Source organism: Microvirga sp. GN3, from assembly GCF_055792825.1.
The window spans coordinates 1-23,151 of sequence record NZ_JBVVAK010000127.1; the positions used below are offsets into that span (position 1 = coordinate 1).

Genomic DNA, 23,151 nt, shown 5'->3' on the forward strand with positions numbered 1-23,151 from the left:
CAAGGACATCCTCGATCATTGCTGTGACGCGTGGAACAGGCTCACCGAGCAGCCCTGGACGATTATGTCCATCGGCTTGCGCGACTGGGCACACGGGTTCTGATCACCAGGACGTGGTATAAGCATCACAGATGCCTTTCAGGCTCCACCGGTGAAGATCGGCGTACAGGCGTGGGGCCGTTTTCACCTGGATTGCAACGAACAGGAAGGTCACCGACAGCAGGCAGATGCTCAGAACGCCCAGACCGGTCATGTCGAAGATGAATTGGGGCAGCTTGGGCAACCGATCGGTATTGCCGAGGCAATACTCTACTGGTCGTCGGGGATGGTTACGTGTCGCGAGAAACTCTCGTGGACGACCGACATTATCTTCCGGTGCATCTATAGGAGCCCTCTTGAATGATCATCGAAAGACATGGTTTCTCTCACAACAATCACATACTCACCTGATCCCAACTCCAGGCGATCGTCCTCGAGACCCCCGCCACCGTATACAGGCGAAATTGCCTCTTTCGTCGCGGCCGAATTGAGCGCGACCAGTCTCATCCCCCTCGGCAACGTGATCAAAGCCGAGCAGTTCGCGGGAACCGAGATATTCCATTCGACTTGGTCACCTTCATAGACCCAGTGGCTGATAACCGGGCCGACCTGACTGCGGTATTCGGCGTGACACCAGCCAAGCGTCCGATTGAACACGGGGCGCATGCGAACTCGCCGGAAGCCCGGTGCAGTTTCGTCGTAGTCAATGCCACCAGCTCGCGAGAACATCCATTCCCCGACAGAGCCGTACGCATAGTGGTTGAAGGAGTTCATGTTCGGACTCTGGAACCCCCGCTCCGGCGTCCAGCCGTCCCAGCGTTCCCAGATGGTGGTTGCGCCATGACGTATCGAGAAACCCCACGACGGGTATGTATCCTTGAGAAGAAGCGCATAGGCTCTGTCGTGCGCACCATTGTCGCTCAGTACCGGACACAGGTGTTTTACGCCGAGGAACCCGGTCTGCAGGTGACCGTCCGCCTCATCGATCGTACGGATCAAGTGCTGCACCGCCCGTTGCTTACGCTGTCCTTCGAGGAGGCCGAAATCCAGTGCCAGCAGATAGGCGGTTTGTGTATCGCCGGTAATACGGCCATCAGCATCTATGAACTTGTCCTGGAAGGCCTCCTGAATGGCGCGAAAAACCGACCGGAACCGCGCTTCGTCCGTTCTGCGTCCGAGCACATGGGCGATCCGGGACATCAGATCCGCCAGATGCCCCCAATAAGCGGTATTGACGACGGGGCGCGGCGTGGCGGGGCCGATGTTGAGCCAATCGCCATAGTCACGGTTCACGTAAATATTGCGAATGAAGTCGGGGTTGTGCCGCTCGATGAGATCCATCCAGCGTACAAGCGCCGGGTAGTGGCGCTCGAGAATCTCCTTATCTCCGTATCGAAGATAGATCAGCCACGGCATGATAACGGCGGCATCGCCCCATGCCGGTGCGCCCCTCGGAGGTTCGGGGATGAAGGCATAGGCCGCCTTTGAGGGGGCGATATCCGCAAAGCCGCCGTCCGTCTCAGTGTCCTCGACGTCGACCATCCATTTGGTAAAGAAAGCGGCCACATCCATATTGAAGCCGGCTGTGCGCAGAAAGATCTGCGCATCCGCCAGCCACCCGAGCCGCTCATTCCGCTGAGGACAGTCCGTGGGAACCGAGATGAAGTTGTCGCGCTGGCTCCAAAGAATGTTGGAGAACAGCTTGTTCACCATGGGCTGGCCGCACTCGAAGGATCCCGTCAGAGGGGTGTCGGAATGGACCGCGACGCCAGTCAACTCCAGATCGTCCGGACGGACGCCCTCGGGAGCCGTGATGCCGACATACTGGAAGCCGTGATAGGTGAAGCGGGGCTCGAAGACCTCCTTCCCCTGCCCGTTAGCGATATAGACATCGGTTTGCGGGGCATCACGAAGGTTGGTCGTATAGAGATCTCCCTCGGGTGTCAGCATCTCGGCGTGACGCAGAACGAACGTGCTGCCGCGGGGTGCCTGGATGGTCAAGCGCAGATGGCCAGCGATGTTTTGCCCGAGATCGAAGATCATCTCTCCGGACGCGCGGGAGCCGACATACTGTACTGGCAGTTCGAGCGTCTTTCGGACCGGCTGCACCCGCGATGCGTCGAGCTTGGGCGCACGTGGAATCGGATCCCACTTCTCGACCTTCTGCCACTTACTGTCGTCAAAGCCTGAAAGACTCCATCCGGGTTGCTCCAGACGCGCATCGTACTTTTCGCCAATCAGCAGATCCGAATAGACGATGGATTCGTTGCTGGTTTTCCAGGTTTCGTCCGTAACAATTGTCGCGAAGCTTCCGTCGTCATACTCGAGGTGGAGCTGGGCGATAAAAACCGGCCGCCCGCCATAATGAGCGCCAGCCTTCTTCGGCGACATGCCGATCCGACCGCAATACCAGCCTTCCCCGACGATTGCCGCTATGGCATTAGCTCCGGAGCGGATCAGAGCGGTCACATCGTAGAGCTGATACTCGACACGGGTGTGATAGTCCGTCCAGCCAGGCGCCAAGACCTCATCGCCGACGCGCTCGCCATTGATGTAGGCCTCATAGACGCCGAGCGCCGACGCATAGAGCGTTGCTCGCCTAATGGGGCGCTGCACTGAGAACTCCGAGCGCATGTAATCTGCCGGACATGCTCGCCAAGGATTGTCATAGTCCGTATCGGCAGGCGGCTCATATCCTTCCGGCGGAACGAAGTAGCGCGCGATCCAGGCAGCTTGCCAATCCGACTGATCCAGCAGACCGGTCCAGAAATCCGACGCGGGGGACAGATATGACTGCACATCGGCTTCGTCCCATACTTCCACAGCCCAGTAGATGCGCCGATCGGAAACGAGGCGACGGCCGGCATAGGGGATGAGGATGCTGTCGGAAGATGCGATCTTGCCTGTATCCCAGAGATCTCCGTCACCTTGCCCGACTGCATCGGCATCGGTTCCGACGACGATCCGATAGGCCGTTTGACGTCGGTTGTGGCCGTCCCCTTTCACCGCCCAGGTGAAGCGCGGCTGCCGGCTGTTGAGCCCTCTTGGCTGCTCCATATGTTCGCATTTGAGATCCACAGCTTGCAGACGTGTCACGACTGTTATCTCCCATCTGACAAAACGATGAGCACCCGCAGGCCGGCGTCCGAAGAACGCATGCTGTACGAGGTACGTGGAAGGATGTGTTAAGCGGCCAAGCGGCGTCCGGACTCGGCGTCGAACACGTGGATCAAGGCCGGATCCGGTTTGATCCGGATCGTTTCGCCTGGACGCGCGGTAATGCGCTCACGGAAGACCGCGACCAGTTCGGTCCCCTCGATGTTCAGCATGACCTGGGTTTCAGAACCTGTCGGCTCGACAACCATCACCCGCGCCGGCATCCCGCCCCCATCGAGATGGATGTGCTCGGGTCGAACGCCGATAGTGACAGGGCGCCCATCCGACGCGATTGGAGCAGATGTCAGCGGGAGGCCCAAGCCACTTGGGGTCCGAACTACCGCGGCAGCGCCCTGGGTCCGGAGATCTCCCTTGATAATGTTCATGGCAGGCGAACCGATGAAGCCGGCAACGAACAGATTGGCCGGACTGTCATAAAGTTCGAGCGGTGCGCCGACCTGCTCGACCACGCCATCGTGCATCACCACGATCTTGTCGGCCATGGTCATGGCCTCGATCTGGTCGTGGGTCACATAGATGGTGGTGGTCTTGAGACGCTGGTGCAGGGCCTTGATCTCGGTGCGCATGGCGACGCGCAGCTTGGCGTCGAGATTGGAGAGCGGTTCGTCGAACAGGAAGACCTGCGGATCGCGCACAATGGCACGGCCCATGGCCACGCGCTGGCGCTGGCCGCCGGAGAGCTGACGCGGATAGCGGTCGAGCAGCTTGCCGAGCCCAAGGATCTCGGCGGCGCGGTCGACCCGGGCCTTGATCTCGGTCTTGGGCGCCCGCTTCAGCTTGAGCGAGAAGGCCATGTTGTCGGCCACCGTCATATGCGGGTAGAGCGCATAATTCTGGAACACCATGGCGATGTCGCGCTCCTTGGGCGGAACGTCGTTGACAACCCGTGAGCCAATCCTGATCCGGCCGCCCGATATGCCCTCCAGGCCCGCGATCATGCGCAGAAGTGTCGACTTTCCACAGCCGGAGGGCCCAACCAGAACGACGAATTCACCATCCGCAATGTCAATGGACACGCCATGGAGGATCTCAACCGGTCCGTAGCTCTTCCGGACGCCCTCAATCGACACTGAAGCCATGCTTCTTCTCCAAGAATAGTTTTGATGCAGGTGTCCCTGGAAGCCCTAATGCGTTCCTAGCCTTTGACGCCGCTTGCAAAGCCTCGGATCATGGTCCGCTGCAGAAGCAGAAAGATTGCGAGCACAGGTGCAATGCCGACCAGCAGCGCCGCGAAGACGATCCCCCATTGTGTGACATACTGATCGACGAAGGAGTAAATCGCCACAGGAACGGTCGCCCAGTCAGACCCGCTGAGATAGAGAAGAGGCGTCATGAAGTCGTTCCATATGTGAACGCCATTCAGGATGAGAACCGTACCGGTAATGGGCCGCAGTAAGGGAAGAATGATATAGACGAAGGTCGTGAGCTGGCTCGCACCATCGATTGTCGCGGATTCCTCGTAGGCCAGTGGGATCGTTCGAATGAAGCCGGCATAGAGGAAGATCGTGAAGGGAAGCTGCACACCCGAGTAGAAGAGCACGAGCGAAAATGGTGACCCCAGAAGCCCGATGTCACGCATCTGCTGATAGAGTGGAATCAGCGCCAACTGGAATGGCAGGATCATGCCAGCAAGGAAAAAGATATAGAGGCCGTATCCAAGCCGCGGCGTGCAGCGGGCGATAAAGTAAGCGGCGACCGAGCCGATTGCGACGAGAATCAGCAGGCTGCATACCACGACGGTCAGGCTGGAGAACAGCGCGCTGCCAAGATATGCATCGTTCCACGCAGCCGCAAAATTTCCGAGATACGGCTCGCCAGGGGGCGAGAGAGGCGCCTCCCGCCACTCGCTCTGAGATTTGAAGGCGAGAACGATGATGATGTAGATCGGGAATGCGAAGATTGCCGCAAGACCGATCATTCCGAATTCGAGCAGAAGCGTGCCGAGAGTATATCGCCTGCTATCCATGGGAGATCTCCCGCTTCTTCAGGAAATGGGTCGCGGTGTAGACGAGTGCGGCGACCAGGACCGAGAAGACCAGGGCGGTCGCGGAACCGTACCCGTATTCTCCAAACTGGAAGCTCGTCTTGTAGATGATCGTCGACAATGTCTCCGTCGCGTATCCGGGGCCGCCGCCAGTGAGCACGTAAATCTGGTCGAAGAACTTCAGGCCCTGGATCAGCGCAATCACGACGTTGATCGTCATGGCGGGAGCGAGCAACGGCAGGATGATGAAGACCAAACGCTGCACTCCTCCTGCTCCATCGATCTTGGCAGCTTCGACCAGTTCTTTGGGAACGTTCTGGAGCCCGGCAAGAAATATCACCATCGCAAGTCCGATGGAGCCCCACCCGGTCACGAAGATGACGCAGAAGAGCGCAAGGTGAGGATCCCCCAACCATTGCTGCGTCCAGTTTCCGAGCCCAATGGCCTGCAGTACCTGGTTGAGCGCTCCGCTCGTGGAGAAGATGTATTTCCACGAGAACGACATGATCACCGGCGTGAGCACGACCGGCATGAAGAAGATCAGCCGCAGGATGTTTCGGCTCTTGATCTGGGTGTCTAAGGCAAGGGCCAGCAACAGGCCGATGATCACCTTTGAGAGAACGAGTGCGAATGCCATGACGAGAGTCATGGAAATCGCCGAGATGGCCTGAGGGTCGCTGAAAATTCGCTTGAAGTTGGCAAGTCCGACAAAGTCGTAGGACGGATCAAGGCCATTCCAGTTGGTGAAGGCATATCCCGCGCCGGAGAGCATGGGATACACGAGAACATAGCTGTAGACGACCAGTGCCGGCAGGATGAACCACCAGCTGACCCCGACATCGAACCGCAAGGGACGCCTTTTCTCGGAGGCCATGGGTTGAGTCATGTTGACCGTGTTAACGCTCATGAAGCCACCTTTCTGAAAGGAGGTGGAGCTCTAGGGATCGTCCCTAGAGCTCGGTGCCGTCAGCGAGCCTGGAAGGCCTGATCCATCCGACGCAGCACATCCTCAGGCGTTGCCGATCCATTCAGCATTTCCTGCACGCCGCTGAAGTGCGTCTGCTGCACCCGCGCATTCGGCCACTTGTTGTCCATGAACAGGACACCCTTGTCGCCCACGTACGGCATCATTTTCGCGAAGATCGGGCTCGGCTCGACTCCCTCCGCCAGGACAGGAGTTTCCAGCACGCGGCCGAGCTCTTGCATTTCCTTCGGCTGGGACAGGAAGTTCAGGAAGGCCAGCGCGGCCTCCTTGTTGCGCGTCGCAGCGTTGACTCCGAGGCCGTTGGCGAGGCTCATCGGGATCTGGGTTTCATCGGGACTGTCGTTCCCGGGAATCGGCCAGACCTCGAAATCGCGATGGCCAGCGAAATTGAGGAGAGCAAGCGCACTCGGGCTCGTCAGGATCGACATTGCCGCCTTGCCCGATGCAACCATCTGGAGCGCCTCGTCATAAGAGGTGCCATTGGGATTGGGATTGAAGAACCCGCGCCGGTTCAGCTCTAGGTACTTCGTCATCGTCTCGCGCCACCCGTCCGAGGTTGCGAAGGTTGCTTTGCCCTCAAGCATATCTTCGGCAAAGCGAGGATTCTTCTTGTAGACCGTGGTAGGAACCAAGGCGTAGTTGATCAGCTGGGTAACCCAAGGTGTGCCATTGCCGAGCGCAATCGGCACCTTGCCGGCATCTTTGATCTTTTGGCAGAGATCGAGAAACTCGCTCCACGTCTTCGGCTGCGAGAGTTTGAGCTCATTCATGACCCGCAGATTCACGAATGCTCCGATCATGCTGATGAAAGGCGCGAAGAAGTAGGGCTTCCCGCCTGAAAGATAAACATCGTGGAACGCCTTGGGCACCGATTTGGTGAAGGGCTGACCGCTCAGGTCCTGCAGAAAGCCGGCCGGCGCAATCTGCTGCACGGCCAGCGGGTTACCGTTGCCGGGCCATACGGTGATGATGTCCGGAGCAGTTCGCGACGTCAGCTGCACGCGCGTCGTTGTCTGAATCTGATCCGTGGCGGCGAACTCGGCTCGAACATTCAGATCTGGGAATTGCTGCATGAAGCGTTGCACAGCAGGCTGGTAGCCGTTGCGATATGAGCTATTGGCATAGACACGCAGCGAGCCGCTTTGCGCCCATCCGGCAGAACCAAGCGAACTTATCCCGAGAGCGCCGGCACCAGCAGCGGCTGATTTGAGAAAGCCACGACGCGACAGATTCCGCGCACCAATCTTGGATGTGCTCATTACGTTCCTCCCTGTGAAAGTGCCCGTAGGCACGTTCCGATTATTGTCTGGTACAGTCCGATGATCTGCGCCGTCTTCAATCACTCAGATCCAGCCGCTTCGCTTAAAAGCGTTGCTCAACAGCTGTGAGGTTTATATGCCAAAATGCTTCAATAATAATCTAAATCCGTCAAGAACAATCTTTAGTGTCCATACTGGGCTTGACAAGTATCCGCCTCAGTCCAAGGATTAAAGAAAAAGCGGCTTCGATGAGCCTTCGGGAGGGATCATGCTCGAAGTTGAGCGCCAGCGAATGATATTAAAGCGCGTGAATGAGCGTTCGGTCGTTAGCGTGTCCGACCTCATGGATCTGCTCGACGTTTCCGAGGCAACGATCCGCCGCGATATCCAAGCCTTGGCAGAAGCGGGACAGCTGCGTCGGGTGCGTGGAGGTGTCGAAGCCTTGCACCCAAGGCACAGCACTTACTTGGCCGGCGTGCCCTTCAATCTGGCCGAAAGCGTCAATATCCCTCAAAAACGCGCAATTGCCAAAGCGGCTGCGGCCCTGGTCGAGCCCGGCGAGGCAATCATCATCAATGGTGGAACGACCACCATGCGCCTCGCCGAACATATTCGCGATATGGAGATCGATGTTCTCACCAACTCCTTCCCGATCGCATCACTCCTCTTCCCCAAAGGGCGGGCGCGCATCACGCTCCCTGGCGGCACACTCTACCCTGAGCAGAACATCATTCTCAGCCCCTTCGAGGATGATGCAGTGCAGCATTTCTGGGCATCGAAGCTGTTCACCGGAGCTTTCGGCATCAGCCGCGTGGGCTTGATGGAAGCGGATCCGTTGATCGTTCATGCAACGCGGAAGCTTTTGCGCCAGGCAGAGCGAATTGTCGTTCTCGCAGACAGCAGCAAGCTTCGCCGACAATCAGCGATCATTGTCGCTCCGCTGGAAAAGATCTCCACCCTGGTCACTGACAGTGGCGCCACGGAGGCGATGCTGGAACCGTTCCGCGAGGCCGGCGTCGAGGTCGTCCTGGCGGAGGCTGATCCGAAGGCCGATAAGGATTTCAGCGAGGTCGCCTGAGCGACCGGCTGCGCCTCAGTGCGACTCTGTCTCCCCCAGACAACTCTGCCCCATTCAAGCATTGACGAGGAGCTACCGATGCCCGCGACCTCCATCAGCACGCTTTCAGAAGTCGAGCGCGCGTTCGCATCCCCGCCAGATGACAGCCGCATCATGATGCGCTGGTGGTGGTTCGGCCCCGCCGTCGAGGAGGCTCAGCTTCTTGCCGAGATGAGGGCCATGAAAGCGGCCGGCATCGGCGGTTTTGAAGTGGCAGTGCTTTATCCACTGACGCTGGATCATCCGGACCGCGGGATCCGCAACTATCCCTATATGTCGGGCACGTTTCTCGACCGAATCCGCTTCGTATCCCGCATGGCCCTGGAACTCGGTCTTCGTATGGATGTCACGATCGGCAGCGGCTGGTCCTATGGCGGGCCATATATCACGCCGGAACTGGCGGCGGCGCGGCTGCGATCCGACATCCGGGAGATCATCGGACGGCAGAATGCCATCAGCCGACCCGTGCCCTACGACAATGAAAAACTGGTTGCAGCCCTAATCGGCCGCGGCTCGAAGCAGGAGATGCCGCACTCCTATGAAATGCTCGATATTTCCGGGGATGGTCCCATTCCGATCCCGGCCGGCGACGGCCCTCGGATCATCGCATTCTACTTCTCGAGCAAGACCGGTCAGGCAGTCAAACGCGCAGCCGTGGGCGCAGAAGGCTATGCTCTCGACCACATGAAGCGAGCCGCGATCGAGAAGCATCTGGAGGAGATCGGAGACAAGATCCTGGACGCCGCCGAGCCGGGCAGCATCCATGCCATTTTCTGCGATAGCTTGGAGGTCTATGAGGCGAACTGGACGGAGGACATGCTCGCCGAATTCAAGAAGCGGCGAGGTTACGACATCCGGCCTTTCCTTCCCTTCATCGAATTCGAAGCAGGTGACCGCTACACGGAAATCCGACGGGATTTCGGTCGCACGATTTCGGAGCTGTACGAGGAAAACTTCCTCGTTCCCATGCGCGAATGGGCGGAAAAGCGGCGAGTGCTGTTCCGCATGCAGAATTACGGAATGCCACCGACAACGCTCGCGAGTCATAAGCACCTTCATTTGATCGAAGGTGAAAGCTGGGGCTGGCCAGGCCTGCCTGAGACCAAATGGGCTTCATCGGCCGCGCATCTGCTCAATGTTCCCGTGACATCATCGGAGACATGGACATGGGCGCATTCTCCGTCATTCCGTGCAACGCCCCTCGATCTGAAGGGCGAGGCCGATCAGCATTTCCTCCTGGGCATCAATCAACTCGTTGGACATGGCTGGCCCTACTCTCCGCCACACGCAGGCGAGCCAGGCTGGGCATTGTATGCTGCTGCGGCGCTGTCGAATAAGAATCCCTGGTGGCCCGTCATGCCGGACCTCGCCGCCTATCTCCACAGGGTGAGCTACGTTCTTCGTCAGGGAAAGCCTCGTGCGGAGGTTGCTCTCTATGCTCCGTCAGAAGACGCCTGGGGAGCGTTCAAGCCGGGCGAGCGGGCCTACCTGAATCTCTGGAAGCAAATCCAGAACTATATCGGCCCTGGGGTTTTCGAAGCCATCGGTCAGGCCGGCCACGACTTCGACCTGTTCGACGATGGAACGCTCACTGAGGCTGCGGCAAAGCAGTATTCTTGCGTGATCCTTCCGCATGTGCGGTTCATGCCAGAGGCGACGAAAGCCTGGCTTAACGAATTCGCCGCGAATGGCGGCGAGATCATTGCCGTGTCGCGCGTGCCGGAAGGAAATTGGCCGGATCTTGACGTCGTCGATGTGTCTGAATTGGCCGCACGTCTTGCTTGGCAAGTTCCGCCGAGCCTCTCCTTAAGCGAGGCATCCCCAACTGTGGGATTCGTGCGGCGGCAACTCGCCGATGCCGACATCTATTTTGTCGCGAACACGGGCAACAATCCGGTTGAGACAAAGGCCCGCTTTGCGTCAGCCTTCCGCCATATCGAGATCTGGGATCCGATGAGCGGCGAGATATCCCAGGTTCCCGGAAACTCGGTGGCGCTTCAGCTTGAGCCCTATGGATCCACCCTCGTCGTTCTGCGCAAGGAAAAGAGCTCCAATGCGGCGAAACCTCGCCGTTCCATTCAGCGATCCGCGGAGATCCGCAACGAATGGAAGCTTGATGCGGCGGGAACCCGCGAGCGGTCGACCGTTCTCCCGCATTCCTGGGCCGGTGACAGCGATATGCGGCACTATTCCGGCCCGGTCAGATACCGCACCATCGTGGACTGGAGCCAAGCTCGCGCCGCGGGCGATCGCATCGTTCTCGATTTTGGAGATGTCGCTCCCTCTGAAAGGGAGATGGTGGGTGGCGCTCCGCTGCGAGGCAAATCCTACGCCGCCCTTGTCTCGACGCCCATACGGGATGCGGCAACAATCTACGTCAACGGCAAGCGTATCGGCTCCTTGTGGGTCCCTCCGTTCCGAATCGACGTGACGAACGCGTGGGTTGAGGGAAGCAACGAGATCGTCGTCGAAGTTTACAACACGGCGATCAATCTGCTTTCCGAAGGCGGACGATTTCCCGATGTGGCGGCTTTGACTGAGCGTTACGGCCAGCGAGCTCGCATCCAGGACATGGACAGCATTAGCCCCCTCCCCTCCGGTATTCTCTCGGTACCGCGGATTGTCTTGGAGCGCTGAAAGGCCTCGATCGGCACTCAAGGACGAAAATTGATCTTCGCAGGATGGACTGGTGAGCCCATCCTCCCCTCACATTGCTCGCGTAAGCTACTATTGCAATTGGGAACACCGCCTGGAGATCAGTGATGATCACACGCTTCGCGGGATAGGGCATTGCTTGGCCTCCCCCCGAGTTGGCGGAAGAGAACCTGCACGTATGAGAATGTCATGCCCGCTCCCCACTGAACTTCGGCTTCGGGCTACCCACAATGCGTTTCAAAGTGCCGATTACAATGGTCGAGCAACTCGGCCTGCAAGCGTTGCATCGCGTCCGCTCACGGGTTGGCTCCGCGGATTGCCTGAATAAGAGCGGTATCGGGGAAACAGGTCTGATCCAGGCGGCTTTTGGCCTGCCATTGCCCGATTGCTGTGCGCGTTGCAAAGCCAACCAGGCCATCGACCTTTCCGACATCATAGCCGTGCCCCTTCAGGCGCTCCTGCATGGCCTGGAGATCGCTGCGTTTCATAGGGTCTGCCGGCCGCCACTGCCCGGCGAAAGCCGAGGCACCGCTCATGCGATCAGCGAGGTGGCCGATGAAGAGCGCGTACAGATCGGACTCGTTGTATTGCTTGAGGACATAGAAATTCTCGGAGACCAGGAAGACCGGTCCCAGGCGGCCTGCGGGCATCACCAGGAAAGCAGTTATATTGCCATTCCACGCGGGCCAGGCGCCGCCGCTGGAAGGTGTCAGGCCGAGCCGCAGCCATTCCTGCACGGATCTGCCCTGTCGTGGACCTTCGAGGGTACATGAGACGGCCTGCGGCAGGCTCACCTCCAAGCCCCAGCGCAAATCCGGTTTCCACCCATGCTCGCGCAGATAGTTCGCGATGGACGCGAGACTGTCCGGCACCGAGTGCCAAACATCCCGCCGTCCGTCTGCATCAGCGTCAACGGCATAGCGCAGGAACTTCGAAGGAAGGAGCTGCGGCTGTCCCATGGCTCCAGCCCAGGACGACAGCAGGGTCTCGCCGGAAAAATGATCCTCCTCGAGGATCACCAGAGCGGCCAGGAGTTCCGGATAATACAGCGCGCGCCGGCGTCCCATAAAGGCCTGTGTGGCCAGAACCCGCAGTGCCTGGTGCTGCGCGGTGACACGGCCGAAATGCGACTCCCTTCCCCAGATTGCGACGACGATCTCCCGCGGCACGCCGTATCGTCGCTCGATGGCATCGAGAGCGGAGGCCCATCGCCGCAGGAGCTCGCGCCCGCTCTTCGCAAGGGAGGCGAGCTGAGCCTCTGCGAAATAGCGGCCGGGATGCTGGAACTCCGCTTGACGCTGATCGTCCGGAGGAGCTGTCCGGCCGGGCGGCTGAAGTTCCGGGAGATTCCAGTCGAGCCTCATCGCCGACAGGTTTTGCTCGAAGGTTTCCCGGGAGACACCCTGTTTGTGCGCATCGGGCCAGACGGTCTGCATGAGCCAGTCTTGGAACTGTGCCTCGATGGCAAGGCGCGTGCCGGACCGTTGTCCTTGCGCCGATGAACTTCCAGGTTTCGCAATGGCGCACGCGAGAAAGGCCACAAGAACTGCGACTGAAAAGCAGGTAAGGCGGACCGACACCGGCATGGCCGAGAGTCTAGCGCACGACCGACTAAGATGAAAAGCTCGCCGCCCGAACAAAAGAACTTCTCAGCACGATCGGCTAGCAGCGGACAGCCCCCTCTTACCAATCTCCGAATTCGGCATAAAGCACTCACATCTCTACGAGCGGATATTGCTTACGCTTTCTCCTCGACCGGAGGCGTTCCGTAGGTGTGAAACGACTCGATTGTCTTCATGCCCCAGGCTTGCCCCTTCTTGCGCTCTTCCTCCGTCCAGACGATCGGCTTCCAATCCGGTGCGAGAATGAGGCGGGCGCCGGCATTGCACACCTCGACCCGGTTGCCGCCGGGTTCGTAGACGTACAGAAAGAAGGTCTGCTGGACCGCGTGCTTATGCGGGCCGGATTCGATGGGGACGCCAGCCTCCAGGAAAATGTCGGCTGCCCTCAAGACATCCTCGCGGCTGTCAAGGGCGTAGGTCAGGTGATGGAAGCGGCCTTTTGCGCCGGTATGGTCGCGGGTGAACGCGAAGTCATAGCTCTTGTTGGTCAGCGTCATCCACATGCCGGCCTCGGTGCCGTCATTGAGGACGATCTGTTCGGTCAAACGGCATCCGAGATAGGTCTCGTAGAAGATCCGGTTCGACCGGATATCCGAGGCAAGGCAATTCAGGTGATCGAGCCGACGGACATTGGCGCCCCGTGCCGGAAAGCGCTGGGCCTGGTTCTTCAGGGCCGGCTTCAGCTCCGGCGGAGCCTGATACCACTCGGTTTCGTAATAGAGCTCGATGACGTGCCCGTCCGGATCGCGGCAGAGGAAGGCCGGACCGTGGCCGAGATCACCATCAGTCCAGCCGATATCGTAACCGGATCCTTTCAGGGCTGCGACACGACGCTCGAGCGCTTGCGGACTGCGCGCGCGGAACGCCATGTGGCCCATACCCGGCTTCTTCGATGCCGTGAGTTTGAGCGAGTGGCGCTCGTAATCATCCCAGCCGCGGAGATAGACCGAGTCGCCCTGCCGGCCACTCTCTGTCATGCCCATCACGTCGACGAAGAAACGTAAGCTCTCTTCCGGCTTCGGCGTGAGCAGTTCAAGGTGACCGAGATGGGCAAGGTCGAGCACCGGTTCGTCATGCATCATGATGTCTTTCGCGCGCAGCAGGGGCATCGGACCCAAAAGTGGACCCACTTTTGGGATCGGATCCGATACTCCACTCTTTGAAGAGCGCATCGTTGGGCGCGGAAAACCGGAACCACTTTTCCGCACGATGCGCAATGACCGCGAGGGAACTTGAGAGAGTTCCCTCGCCTGCGATCAGGCCGCCTTCTTGGCCCCGGAGCCGGGGCTGCCCCACACTTCTTCGGCAATCTCGACGATCATGCGCAGCTTGGCCCACTGCTCGTCCTCGGCCAGCGTGTTGCCTTCCTCCGTGGAGGCGAAGCCGCATTGCGGCGAGAGGCAGAGCTGGTCGAGATCGACATACTTGGCAGCCTCATCGATCCGGCGCTTGATGTCGTCCTTCTTCTCAAGCGTGCCGGTCTTGGAGGTCACAAGGCCCAGAACGACCGACTTGCCCTTCGGCAGGAAACGCAGGGGCTCGAATCCCCCGGCGCGGTCCGTATCCCATTCCATGAAATAGCCGTCGACCGGCATGCGGTTGAATAGAACCTCCGCCACCGGCTCGTATCCGCCCGACGCGATGAAAGTCGAGCGGAAGTTGCCGCGGCACAGATGCATGGTGATCGTCAGATCCTCCGGCTTGTCCCTGAGGGCCTCGCGCACCATGCCGGCATAGATCTCCGGCTGCTTCTCCGGATCGTCACCGCGCTGACGCAGCATCTCGCGCTGTTCCGGGTCGCAGAGATAGGCGAACGAGATGTCGTCGAGCTGGAGATAGCGGCAGCCGGCGTCGTAGAAGGCGTGCACCGCCTTGTTGTAGGCTTTGCCGACATCGGCATAGAACTGGTCCATCTCGGGATAGACGCCCATGTTCATCATCTTCCGTCCGCCGCGGTAGTGAAGCATGCTCGGACCGGGGATCGTCATCTTCGCCACGCGATCCGTGTTGTCCTTCACGAAGCGGAAATGATCGATCATCGGGTGGTGACCGGAGAAGTCGACCTTGCCTGTGATCCGCAGCGCCTTCGTGATGCCGATGCCACCCTTGAAGTGCATGCCTGAATCGGCCTCGACAGAGGTGACGCCATCGAGGTGTTCCAGAAAATCGAAATGCCAGAAGGCGCGACGGAACTCCCCATCCGTCACAGCCTGCAGGCCGATTTCCTCCTGACGCTTGATCAAGGCCCGGATCTCGCGATCCTCGACCTCCTTCAAGGCTTCATCCGAAATCTCACCGTCGTGATGCTTATGACGCGCCTCCTTCAGGGCTGCTGTGCGAAGCAGGCTGCCAACCATGTCGGCACGGAAAGGCGGTTTGGTGCGTTGCATGAGCTTCTCCTCCAGATGAATGGGTCTAACGCGTGGCCATACGCGCCGGCTTCTTCTTGGCCGTCACTCCGAGATGCTGCTCGAGGGCAGTCGGGTTCTCGATAAGAGACCGGCTCGTACCGGCGTGCACAACGGTGCCTCGGTCGAGAATGACGGCATTGTCGGTCACGCCGAGGATCTTCTGAGCATGCTGCTCCACCACGATGGCCGACATGCCCTCCCCGCGGATGATCCGCTTCAGGGCGGCCAACAGCTCCTCGATGATGATGGGGGCAAGTCCCTCCGTCGGCTCGTCCAGCAGCAGGACCTTGGGATTGAGCACGAGCGCCCGGGCGATGGCCAGCATCTGCTGCTCGCCGCCCGAGAGCTGGTTGCCGAGATTGGAGCGGCGCTCCTTGAGCCGCGGGAACATCTCGTACACCCGGTTGACATTCCACGCTCCGGGACGGGCGACCGCGGTGAGGTTTTCTTCCACGGTCAGCGACCTGAAGATGTTGCGCTCCTGCGGCACCCAGCCGATGCCGGCCTGCGCCCGCTTGTCGGGGCGGATCTTTGTAACATCCCGACCATCGAGCATGATGGAGCCGCCGCGATGACGGGTCACGCCGATGATCGTGTTGATCAGGGTCGTCTTGCCGGTGCCGTTGCGGCCGAGCACGGCCAGGGATTCTCCCGGCTTGAGGGAGAGATCGATCTTCGAGATCACGATCGCTTCGCCGTAACCTGCGGAGACTTGGCTGAGCTTGAGAAGATCACTCATCGATGCTCTCCCCGAGATACACGGCCCGAACCCGGGGATCGGTCGAGACCTCCTCGACACTGCCTTCGGTGAACAGCGCGCCGTTGACCAGAACCGAGATCCGGTCGGCGAAGCTGAACACGAGGTCCATATCGTGCTCGATCAGGAGGACAGAAACATCCCGCGGCAGGGCCGCCACCGTGGCAAGCAACTCGTGCCGCTCGGCCTCCGGCACACCTGCGGCCGGCTCATCGAGGAGCAGCACGCGCGGCCGGCAGGCAAAGGCAACGGCGATCTCCAGAAGGCGCTGCTTGCCATAGGCCAGGTTGGAGGTGCGTTCGTCCAGCACATCGGTGAGGCGGAAGCGCTGGGCGATCTCGACGATCTCGTCGACGATCTCGCGCTTGCTGCCGATCACGCGCCACCAGTCACGTCCGCCTCCCATGCGCTCCGACACGGCGAGGCCCAGGGTTTCGAGGGGCGTCATGGCCGGAAAGAGTTGATTGATCTGGAAGGTGCGGGCGAGGCCGCGCTGGACGCGCAATTCGGGCCGCAGGCGTGTGATGTCTTCGCCTTCCAGAAGGATCAGCCCGGAGGTCGGCGTGAGCACGCCCGTGAGGAGGTTGATGAACGTGGTCTTGCCGGCGCCGTTCGGGCCGATCAGGGCATGGCGAGCGCCCTGCTCCAACTTGAACGACACGTTGTCCGTGGCCAAAAGGCCGCCGAAGCGCTTGATCAGGCCTCTTGTTTCGAGAGCGGCCGCCATCTCAAACCTCCCGGGCTTTCGTTGTCGGCAAGGGTTGCGGGCTTTCCGCCATCAGGCCGCGTCTCGACCGCGGCCACAGGGCCCTGATCCGATCCGTCAACCGCTCACGCCCTGCCAACACGAGCAGAACGAGGATCAATCCAATCCAGAACTGCCAGTATTGCGGCGTCCAGGCCGAAAGGACGTCCTGCAGCACCTTGAAGAAGACGGCGCCGATGAGCCCGCCGTAGAGATAGCCGACGCCCCCGATCACCAGAACCAGCATCACATCGGCCGAGCGGTGGAAGGCGAGCACATCAAGCGAAACGAACTGGGTCGTCTGCGCCAGCAGCCCACCGGCGACGCCCGCATAGGCGGCCGCCAGCGTATAGACCGCCACGAGGCGGCGGTTGACCGGAATGCCCACGGCACGAGCCCGGAGGGGATTGTCACGAATCGAGCACAGCGACAGGCCATAGGGCGACACGACGATCCGGCGCGCGAGCACGAACAGCAGGAACGTCACCACGAGGCTATAGGCATAGGCCGTCGTGCCGAAGATGTCGAATTCGAACAGCCCGAGAATCGGCCCCATGCTGATGCCCTGCAGTCCGTCCGCGCCTCCGGTCAGCCACGACATCTGGTTGGCCAACTCACCGAGGACGAGCGCGACACCCAGCGTCACCATCAGCTTCGTCAGGTCCGAGCCACGCAGCACAAGAAAGCTGGTGATGAATCCAAGGATCGCTGCAGCAATCGCCGCCACGCCCAAGCCGACGAGAGGGTCCCCCATGCCATTCTTGGCGAGGATGCCGGCCGCATAGGCGCCGAGGCCGAAAAAGGCGGCGTGGCCCAGGGATACGATGCCGGCATAGCCAAGGATCAGGTCCAGAGAGAGTGCGAACAGACCGATGATCGCGATCTCGTTCAGAATGAGATGGCGCTCGGGCAGGAAGAACAGGGTCGCGGCCGCCACAAGCCAGAAGGCGATCTCGCCCACACCCCATCGGCCCCTTCGAGTCAGAGCCATCCTGACATTATCGGCAGTATTGGACTGCATCGGTTTATTTCCTACCGTTTCAGCGCGCACGGGCGAACAGCCCTTGTGGGCGAAGAACGAGAACGACGATCATGAGCGTGTAGATGACGAAGGCGCCCAGGCTCGGCACGTAATATTTGCCGGCCACATCGGCGATGCCGAGCAGCAGGGAGGCCACGAAGGGGCCAGTGATGCTCGTCGTACCGCCGACCGTGACAACAATCAGGAAGTAGATCATGAACTTGAGCGGGAATGTGGGATCAAGCCCCAGGATCTCTGCTCCCAGCGCACCACCCAGTCCCGCGAGTCCTGAGCCAACCGCGAAGGTGACAGCGAAGATCACGCTGACATTGATGCCAAGGCCGCGAGCGACGCGAGGATCGTCCACCGCGGCTCTCAAGCGGCTGCCGAAGCGGGTTCTGGTCAGGATGAACTGAAGCGCGACCACGAGGACGCCGCAGATAGCGATGATGAAACTGCGATAGAGCCCGACCTGGATGCCGAGAACCTCGACGCGCCCCTGAAGCCAGGTCGGGATCTGGATCATCTGCTGCTGCGATCCCATGGTGTAGTCGACGGCCGCGACAGCCATGAACACCAAGCCGATCGAGAACAGGACCTGATCGAGATGGCTGCGCGTGTAAAGACGCTTGTAGAGGGTCCGCTCGAGCACGAGCCCCGCGAGAGCCGGCACGATGAAGGCCAGCGGAAGAGTCAGGAGGAACGGCACGCCATAGCGGTTCATCAGAACGGCCGTCACATAGCCGCCCGCCATGGCGAAGGCGCCGTGAGCCAGGTTGACGAAGTTCATCAGCCCAAGCGTGACGGCAAGCCCGCAGGCCAGCACGAACAACAGCATGCCATAGGCAATACCGTCAAAGAGGATGGTCAGCACCGTTCTCTCCAGGAAACGCAAGGCGAGCGCCGCCTCATGGCAGCGCTCGCCAGATAATCATCAATTTGACTTGGCGGCTTTCACCGGATCCTTGACGTTCGGGATGGTGGCAAATTCCACATTGTAGAGTTCGCCGTCCTTGCGCTCGACCTTACGCACATAGATGTTCTGGATGATGTCGCGGGTCTGCGGATCGATGGAGACCGGACCGCGCGGGCTGGTCCAGCTCATGCCTTTCATCGCGTCGACCAGCGCCTGACCGCCAGCGCCGTTGGTCTTCTTCAGGCCCTCGTAGATCAGGTGCATGCCGTCATAGCCGCCGACTGCCATGAAGTTGGGGCGCATGCCGTTGTTCGCCTTCTTGAAGGTTTCGACGAACGCCTTGTTCTCGGGACTGTCATGGGCTGCGGAATAATGCTGGGTGGTGATGGCGCCAAGAGCGACGTCGCCCATGCCGTTGAGGATATCATCGTCGGTCACGTCGCCGGGGCCGATGAGCTTGATGCCGCTCTTGTCGAGACCGCGCTCCACGAACTGCTTCATGAACTGTGCGCCGACACCTGAGGGCACGAACACGAACAAGGCGTCCGGTTTGGCATCGGCCACCTTCTGCAGGAAGGGCGAGAAGTCCGGGTTGGCGAGCGGCACCCGCAGGTTCTCCACCTGCCCGCCCTTGGCGGTGAAGGCGCCGGTGAAAGCTTTCTCAGCGTCAATTCCGGGACCGTAATCGGACACGAGGGTCGCGACCTTCTTGATCCCATTCTGCGCCGCCCAATCCGCCATCGGCACGGTCGCCTGCGGCAGGGTGAAGCTGGTGCGGACGATGAAGGGAGAAGCCTCGGTGATGGTTGCGGTCGCTGCCGCCATCACCACTTCCGGCACCTTCGCCTGCGTCGCCAGAGGCGCCGTCGCCAGGGCGAGCGGCGTCAGGCCAAAGCCTGCCATGACGGCGATCTTGTCGTTGACGATGAGTTCCTGCGCCAGGCGCTTGGTGACATCGGCCGTGCCGGTGTCGTCCTTGACGATGAGCTGGATCTTCTTGCCGGCGACCGTATCGCCCTTCTGCTGCATGTAGAGTTTGGCCGCCGCCTCGATCTGGCGTCCCGTGGAGGCGAAGGGGCCGGTCATCGGCAGGATCAGGCCGATCTTCACCGTCTCCTGGGCCGATGCCGCTCCGGTCAGGGCCAACGCGGCCGCGGCACCTAAGAATGTGCGTCTCAACATGTTTCCTCACTCCCTCTTTGGCTTTTTAGCCATTCGACTTAGGCGCGGATGCGCCGCTTGATGAGCGCAGAACCCGGCACAAGGTCCATGTCCCTCTGGTTTGTAAGCGCTCTTTCCAGATTGCGGTGGGCAATGCGCGCATGCTCCCGCATGATCGCTTCGGCCCGGCTCCCCTCCCGCCGTTCGATGGCGGTCAGGACGCAGCGATGCTGATCCTGGGCGACGGTCAGGATATGATGCAGCTCCGGCGAGCGGGACTGAACGGGTACCAAGGCGCTTGCCGAAGCAAAAGGCAGAGCGCTCGCCCGTTCGAGCTGGCGCGCCAAAGGCGGACTATCGGCCATGTCGATCAGAATTCCGTGGAACCGGGCATTCAGTTCGACATATTGCGAGAGGTCGATCTCAAGCAGGTCTCGGCGGATGACGTCATCGATCTCATCGAGACATTCGGCAGCCGTGAGAAGCGCAGAGCGACTGGCGCCATGCTCGGCAGCAAGGCGCGCGGCCAGGCCCTCGAGAGTTCCGCGAATTTCGATGGAGACGAAGACTTCCTTCTCGGAAAAAGCCTTCACGGCAAATCCACCGGACGGGATCGCCTCCAGCAAACCCTCCTCCTCAAGCCGGACGAGAGCCATGCGAACCGGGGTTCGTGACACACCGAGCCGCTCGACCATCTGCAGTTCGGAAACCCGCTCGCCAGGGTTCAACGCCCCTCGCAGCACCAGCTCGCGCAGGGCAAGCTGCGCCTTTACTGTCTGCGAGAGGGAGCGGTCACTGGCTTTATCCATGGTCATCAAGCCGCCCTGTCCGCTGTGTCGATGGTGATGCTGCCGCCTGCGACCCGCGAGACGCAGGTGCAGAGTTTGGCATTGGCCGCCTTTTCCTCGTCGTTGAAGAACACGTCGCGGTGGTCGACGATGCCGTCCACCTCCAGGATATACAGCGCGCACAACCCGCACTCGCCGCGCCTGCAGTCGGAAATCATGGCGACGCCGGCAGTCTCCAGGGCATCGAGCATGGTCTGGTTCTGCGGAACGTTGACCACGAGATTGAGGCGGGGGATGTTGACCTTGAAGGGCTGGGAGGCAAACCGCCCACTGTTGCCAAAGGTCTCGAACCGCAATTGCTCGACCGGGCGACCGCTCTGCTGCCAAGCCCGCTTGGCCGCCTCCAGCATGCCGATGGGGCCACAGACATACAGCTCGCCGCCCGGCGCCAGCCGAGCGATCTCGGAAGCGAGGTTCACCCTGTCCCCGTCCTCGTCGAGGAACATCTGCAACCGGTCGCCGATGCGCTCCCGCAGCTCGTCGGCAAGAGCGGCATCCTCTCCGCGGCGACAGGCATAGAGCACCCGGAAATTGGCATTGATGTCGGCGAGAGCCAAAGCCATGGTGAAGATCGGCGTGATGCCGATGCCCCCCGCGAGCAGGAGATATTCCGGCCGGCCGCGGCCGAGATCGAAGTGATTGCCCGGAGTCGAGATGGTGAGCTGAGCTCCGGGTTTCAGGCTCCACATATAGGCGGAGCCGCCGCGGGTGTCGCCGAGGAGCTTCACGGCGATCCGGTAGATACCGTCCGCGCAGGGACCGACGATCGAATAGGAACGCACGTCCGGCCGTTCGCCGATCTGCACTGTCACGTTGATATGGCTGCCGGGCTTCGGGATGACGAAGTCTCCCGAAGGTTCGATCTCGAAGAGCCGGATGTCGGGAGAAAGATCCCGCATCCGGATCAGCTTCGCGGCCCGCCAGTCGAGTTGCTCAGCCATCGGCGGACCTACTCGGCCGCCTGGCTTGGAACGTGGGGTTGCGGGCCGTATTCATCGTCCAGCATCCCGTCGATCAGCTTGCGCGCCCAGAGGGCGCCGGCATCGATGTTGAGATTGTAGAAGGGCATCCGCGGATTTCTGTCGATCGCGATCTGCTGCGCTTCGAGAACCGTGTGGTCCTGATCGTAGACACCCTTGCCCTCGTTGACATGAGCCTTGTTGATGTCTCGCGTGAGCTGCTCGTCGTCCTTTCGGAAGGTTCTGACGAAGTTCCAGAAATAGTGGCAGGTCTTGTCCGTCTCGGGCGTGATGGCAGCCAGGAAGGCGCCGTTGACGCCCTGGGAGCGGTCGCCCTGAGGAGCGCCGGCTCCTGTCACGGCAACACCCACATCGCCGACGATGGTGGACGGGGCCTGGAAATAGATGATCTGCCACCGGTCCACATGTTCGCCGGGCCTGTTGAGCTGCTTGGCCCAGAAAGGCGGCGGCTCGATATTGATCATCCAGCGCGTCACGGTCGCGGTGCGATCCGTGTGCGTGACGTCGAAGGGCGCGCTGGTGATCGCCTCATCGCCGATGCTGCCTGCATGAACGTAGGTCTCGTGCGTCAGGTCCATGAGATTGTCGATGACGAGACGGTAATCGCATTTCAGGCTGTAGAAAGTTCCGCCCTCGCCGGCCCAGTCAGTGCCGTCGTTCCAATGGAAATCCGGAATTTTCGCCGGATCCGCGAGCGCGGGATCACCAGGCCAGAGCCAAACGAGACGATGACGCTCAGCGACAGGATAGGAACGGACGCAAGCCGACGGATTGATGGTCTTCTGCGCCGGCATGTAGGTGCATCGACCAGCCGAATTGAAGACGAGCCCGTGATAGCCGCAGATCACCTGGTCGCCTTCGAGACGCCCCATGGAAAGCGGCAGCAGCCGATGCCAGCAAGCATCTTCCAGTGCAGTGACCTGGCCATCCGTGCGGCGATAGAGAACGACGTCCTTATTGCAGATGGTCCGGGCTGCGAGCTCATGCTCGATCTCATGGCTCCAGGCCGCGGCATACCAAGCGTTGAGAGGAAAGGCTTTGGCGTGCGTCATCTGTTATCTCCCTCAAGCGGACTGTATACAGGCGATGGGCTGCAGCAACTATACTTGCGGATAATAGTAGGAATTTTACGCAAATATCTAGGCGACGTCGACCATCCTGTATACATAAAAGCAAGGGCGCCATCGCATGATGGCGCCCTTGGAATAGTCAGTAACTTAGTTTGACTTGGCGGCTTTCACCGGGTCCTTGACGTTCGGGATGGTGGCGAATTCCACGTTGTAGAGTTCGCCATCCTTGCGCTCGACCTTGCGCACATAGATGTTCTGGATGATGTCGCGGGTCTGCGGATCGATGGAGACCGGACCGCGCGGGCTGGTCCAGCTCATGCCTTTCATCGCGTCGACCAGCGCCTGACCGCCAGCGCCGTTGGTCTTCTTCAGGCCCTCGTAGATCAGGTGCATGCCGTCATAGC

At 60.4% G+C, this 23,151-nt stretch carries 18 protein-coding genes and 1 pseudogene; 2 read left to right on the forward strand and 17 right to left on the reverse strand.

Annotated features, from left to right (window positions below; translation table 11 throughout):
- Positions 1–381: 381 nt before the first annotated feature.
- From ACS5Q1_RS35990 to ACS5Q1_RS36010, 5 genes are all read right to left on the reverse strand, one after another.
- Entirely contained in the window at positions 382–3,135 is a 2,754-nt protein-coding gene (locus ACS5Q1_RS35990) for a family 78 glycoside hydrolase catalytic domain (RefSeq protein ID WP_473102732.1), read from the reverse strand.
- 89 nt (positions 3,136–3,224) lie between these two features.
- Positions 3,225–4,295, reverse strand: a complete 1,071-nt coding sequence (locus tag ACS5Q1_RS35995; RefSeq protein WP_473102733.1) for an ABC transporter ATP-binding protein — start codon at positions 4,293–4,295, stop codon at positions 3,225–3,227.
- 56 nt (positions 4,296–4,351) lie between these two features.
- Positions 4,352–5,182 (reverse strand): carbohydrate ABC transporter permease, encoded by an 831-nt coding sequence (locus tag ACS5Q1_RS36000; RefSeq protein ID WP_203441449.1) that lies wholly within the window; start codon positions 5,180–5,182, stop codon positions 4,352–4,354.
- The gene (locus ACS5Q1_RS36005) at positions 5,175–6,107 is read right to left on the reverse strand and encodes a carbohydrate ABC transporter permease (RefSeq protein WP_473102734.1); all 933 of its coding nucleotides are present in this window, start codon (positions 6,105–6,107) and stop codon (positions 5,175–5,177) included. Before ACS5Q1_RS36005 ends, ACS5Q1_RS36000 begins: the two co-directional genes overlap by 8 nt.
- 59 nt (positions 6,108–6,166) lie before the next feature.
- Positions 6,167–7,444, reverse strand: coding sequence for an ABC transporter substrate-binding protein (locus tag ACS5Q1_RS36010; RefSeq protein ID WP_473102735.1), 1,278 nt, complete (start codon positions 7,442–7,444; stop codon positions 6,167–6,169).
- A gap of 268 nt (positions 7,445–7,712) precedes the next feature.
- Here ACS5Q1_RS36010 and ACS5Q1_RS36015 point away from each other — a divergent pair, with 268 nt between their 5' ends.
- Together ACS5Q1_RS36015 and ACS5Q1_RS36020 are read left to right on the forward strand one after the other, a co-directional pair.
- On the forward strand, positions 7,713–8,522 hold the full coding sequence (locus ACS5Q1_RS36015) for a DeoR/GlpR family DNA-binding transcription regulator (RefSeq protein ID WP_473102736.1): 810 nt from the start codon (positions 7,713–7,715) through the stop codon (positions 8,520–8,522).
- A gap of 78 nt (positions 8,523–8,600) precedes the next feature.
- Complete coding sequence (locus ACS5Q1_RS36020) at positions 8,601–11,198, forward strand: glycosyl hydrolase (protein WP_473102738.1); 2,598 nt, start codon at positions 8,601–8,603, stop codon at positions 11,196–11,198.
- A gap of 314 nt (positions 11,199–11,512) precedes the next feature.
- On the opposite strand, the gene ACS5Q1_RS36025 is transcribed toward ACS5Q1_RS36020, so the two are convergent.
- From ACS5Q1_RS36025 to ACS5Q1_RS36080, 12 genes and pseudogenes are all read right to left on the reverse strand, one after another.
- Positions 11,513–12,802: a lytic murein transglycosylase gene (locus ACS5Q1_RS36025; protein ID WP_473102739.1), complete on the reverse strand. Its 1,290-nt coding sequence runs from the start codon at positions 12,800–12,802 to the stop codon at positions 11,513–11,515.
- Between the two features lie 152 nt (positions 12,803–12,954).
- Positions 12,955–13,917, reverse strand: a complete 963-nt coding sequence (locus ACS5Q1_RS36030; protein WP_473102750.1) for a catechol 2,3-dioxygenase — start codon at positions 13,915–13,917, stop codon at positions 12,955–12,957.
- Between the two features lie 177 nt (positions 13,918–14,094).
- The gene (locus tag ACS5Q1_RS36035) at positions 14,095–15,228 is read right to left on the reverse strand and encodes a 5-methyltetrahydropteroyltriglutamate--homocysteine S-methyltransferase (RefSeq protein WP_473102740.1); all 1,134 of its coding nucleotides are present in this window, start codon (positions 15,226–15,228) and stop codon (positions 14,095–14,097) included.
- 25 nt (positions 15,229–15,253) lie between these two features.
- Positions 15,254–15,988 carry an ABC transporter ATP-binding protein gene (locus ACS5Q1_RS36040; protein ID WP_473102742.1) on the reverse strand — a complete coding sequence of 245 codons (735 nt, stop codon included), beginning with the start codon at positions 15,986–15,988 and terminating at the stop codon, positions 15,254–15,256.
- Positions 15,981–16,733, reverse strand: coding sequence for an ABC transporter ATP-binding protein (locus ACS5Q1_RS36045; protein WP_473102744.1), 753 nt, complete (start codon positions 16,731–16,733; stop codon positions 15,981–15,983). The genes ACS5Q1_RS36040 and ACS5Q1_RS36045 overlap by 8 nt, the downstream gene beginning before the upstream one ends.
- A gap of 1 nt (position 16,734) precedes the next feature.
- Positions 16,735–17,772: a branched-chain amino acid ABC transporter permease gene (locus ACS5Q1_RS36050; protein ID WP_473102745.1), complete on the reverse strand. Its 1,038-nt coding sequence runs from the start codon at positions 17,770–17,772 to the stop codon at positions 16,735–16,737.
- 19 nt (positions 17,773–17,791) lie between these two features.
- Positions 17,792–18,646, reverse strand: a complete 855-nt coding sequence (locus ACS5Q1_RS36055; RefSeq protein ID WP_203441458.1) for a branched-chain amino acid ABC transporter permease — start codon at positions 18,644–18,646, stop codon at positions 17,792–17,794.
- A gap of 60 nt (positions 18,647–18,706) precedes the next feature.
- The gene (locus tag ACS5Q1_RS36060; protein WP_473102746.1) at positions 18,707–19,870 is read right to left on the reverse strand and encodes an ABC transporter substrate-binding protein; all 1,164 of its coding nucleotides are present in this window, start codon (positions 19,868–19,870) and stop codon (positions 18,707–18,709) included.
- A gap of 38 nt (positions 19,871–19,908) precedes the next feature.
- A complete protein-coding gene (locus ACS5Q1_RS36065; RefSeq protein WP_473102747.1) occupies positions 19,909–20,664 on the reverse strand; it encodes a GntR family transcriptional regulator in 756 nt (251 codons plus the stop codon).
- Positions 20,664–21,638 (reverse strand): PDR/VanB family oxidoreductase, encoded by a 975-nt coding sequence (locus ACS5Q1_RS36070; RefSeq protein ID WP_473102748.1) that lies wholly within the window; start codon positions 21,636–21,638, stop codon positions 20,664–20,666. The genes ACS5Q1_RS36065 and ACS5Q1_RS36070 overlap by 1 nt, the downstream gene beginning before the upstream one ends.
- 8 nt (positions 21,639–21,646) lie before the next feature.
- Positions 21,647–22,729, reverse strand: coding sequence for an aromatic ring-hydroxylating dioxygenase subunit alpha (locus tag ACS5Q1_RS36075; RefSeq protein ID WP_473102749.1), 1,083 nt, complete (start codon positions 22,727–22,729; stop codon positions 21,647–21,649).
- A gap of 165 nt (positions 22,730–22,894) precedes the next feature.
- Positions 22,895–23,151: pseudogene (locus ACS5Q1_RS36080) on the reverse strand (ABC transporter substrate-binding protein); the annotation flags it as partial.

What these genes read in the sequence shown, in the direction of transcription:
- ACS5Q1_RS35995 (WP_473102733.1), bottom strand. Translation starts at nt 4,295, where the DNA reads ATGGCTTCAGTGTCGATTGAGGGCGTCCGGAAGAGCTACGGACCGGTT.
- ACS5Q1_RS36000 (WP_203441449.1), bottom strand. Translation starts at nt 5,182, where the DNA reads ATGGATAGCAGGCGATATACTCTCGGCACGCTTCTGCTCGAATTCGGA.
- ACS5Q1_RS36005 (WP_473102734.1), bottom strand. Translation starts at nt 6,107, where the DNA reads ATGAGCGTTAACACGGTCAACATGACTCAACCCATGGCCTCCGAGAAA.
- ACS5Q1_RS36010 (WP_473102735.1), bottom strand. Translation starts at nt 7,444, where the DNA reads ATGAGCACATCCAAGATTGGTGCGCGGAATCTGTCGCGTCGTGGCTTT.
- ACS5Q1_RS36015 (WP_473102736.1), top strand. Translation starts at nt 7,713, where the DNA reads ATGCTCGAAGTTGAGCGCCAGCGAATGATATTAAAGCGCGTGAATGAG.
- ACS5Q1_RS36020 (WP_473102738.1), top strand. Translation starts at nt 8,601, where the DNA reads ATGCCCGCGACCTCCATCAGCACGCTTTCAGAAGTCGAGCGCGCGTTC.
- ACS5Q1_RS36025 (WP_473102739.1), bottom strand. Translation starts at nt 12,802, where the DNA reads ATGCCGGTGTCGGTCCGCCTTACCTGCTTTTCAGTCGCAGTTCTTGTG.
- ACS5Q1_RS36030 (WP_473102750.1), bottom strand. Translation starts at nt 13,917, where the DNA reads ATGCATGACGAACCGGTGCTCGACCTTGCCCATCTCGGTCACCTTGAA.
- ACS5Q1_RS36035 (WP_473102740.1), bottom strand. Translation starts at nt 15,228, where the DNA reads ATGCAACGCACCAAACCGCCTTTCCGTGCCGACATGGTTGGCAGCCTG.
- ACS5Q1_RS36040 (WP_473102742.1), bottom strand. Translation starts at nt 15,988, where the DNA reads ATGAGTGATCTTCTCAAGCTCAGCCAAGTCTCCGCAGGTTACGGCGAA.
- ACS5Q1_RS36045 (WP_473102744.1), bottom strand. Translation starts at nt 16,733, where the DNA reads ATGGCGGCCGCTCTCGAAACAAGAGGCCTGATCAAGCGCTTCGGCGGC.
- ACS5Q1_RS36050 (WP_473102745.1), bottom strand. Translation starts at nt 17,772, where the DNA reads ATGCAGTCCAATACTGCCGATAATGTCAGGATGGCTCTGACTCGAAGG.
- ACS5Q1_RS36060 (WP_473102746.1), bottom strand. Translation starts at nt 19,870, where the DNA reads ATGTTGAGACGCACATTCTTAGGTGCCGCGGCCGCGTTGGCCCTGACC.
- ACS5Q1_RS36065 (WP_473102747.1), bottom strand. Translation starts at nt 20,664, where the DNA reads ATGACCATGGATAAAGCCAGTGACCGCTCCCTCTCGCAGACAGTAAAG.
- ACS5Q1_RS36070 (WP_473102748.1), bottom strand. Translation starts at nt 21,638, where the DNA reads ATGGCTGAGCAACTCGACTGGCGGGCCGCGAAGCTGATCCGGATGCGG.
- ACS5Q1_RS36075 (WP_473102749.1), bottom strand. Translation starts at nt 22,729, where the DNA reads ATGACGCACGCCAAAGCCTTTCCTCTCAACGCTTGGTATGCCGCGGCC.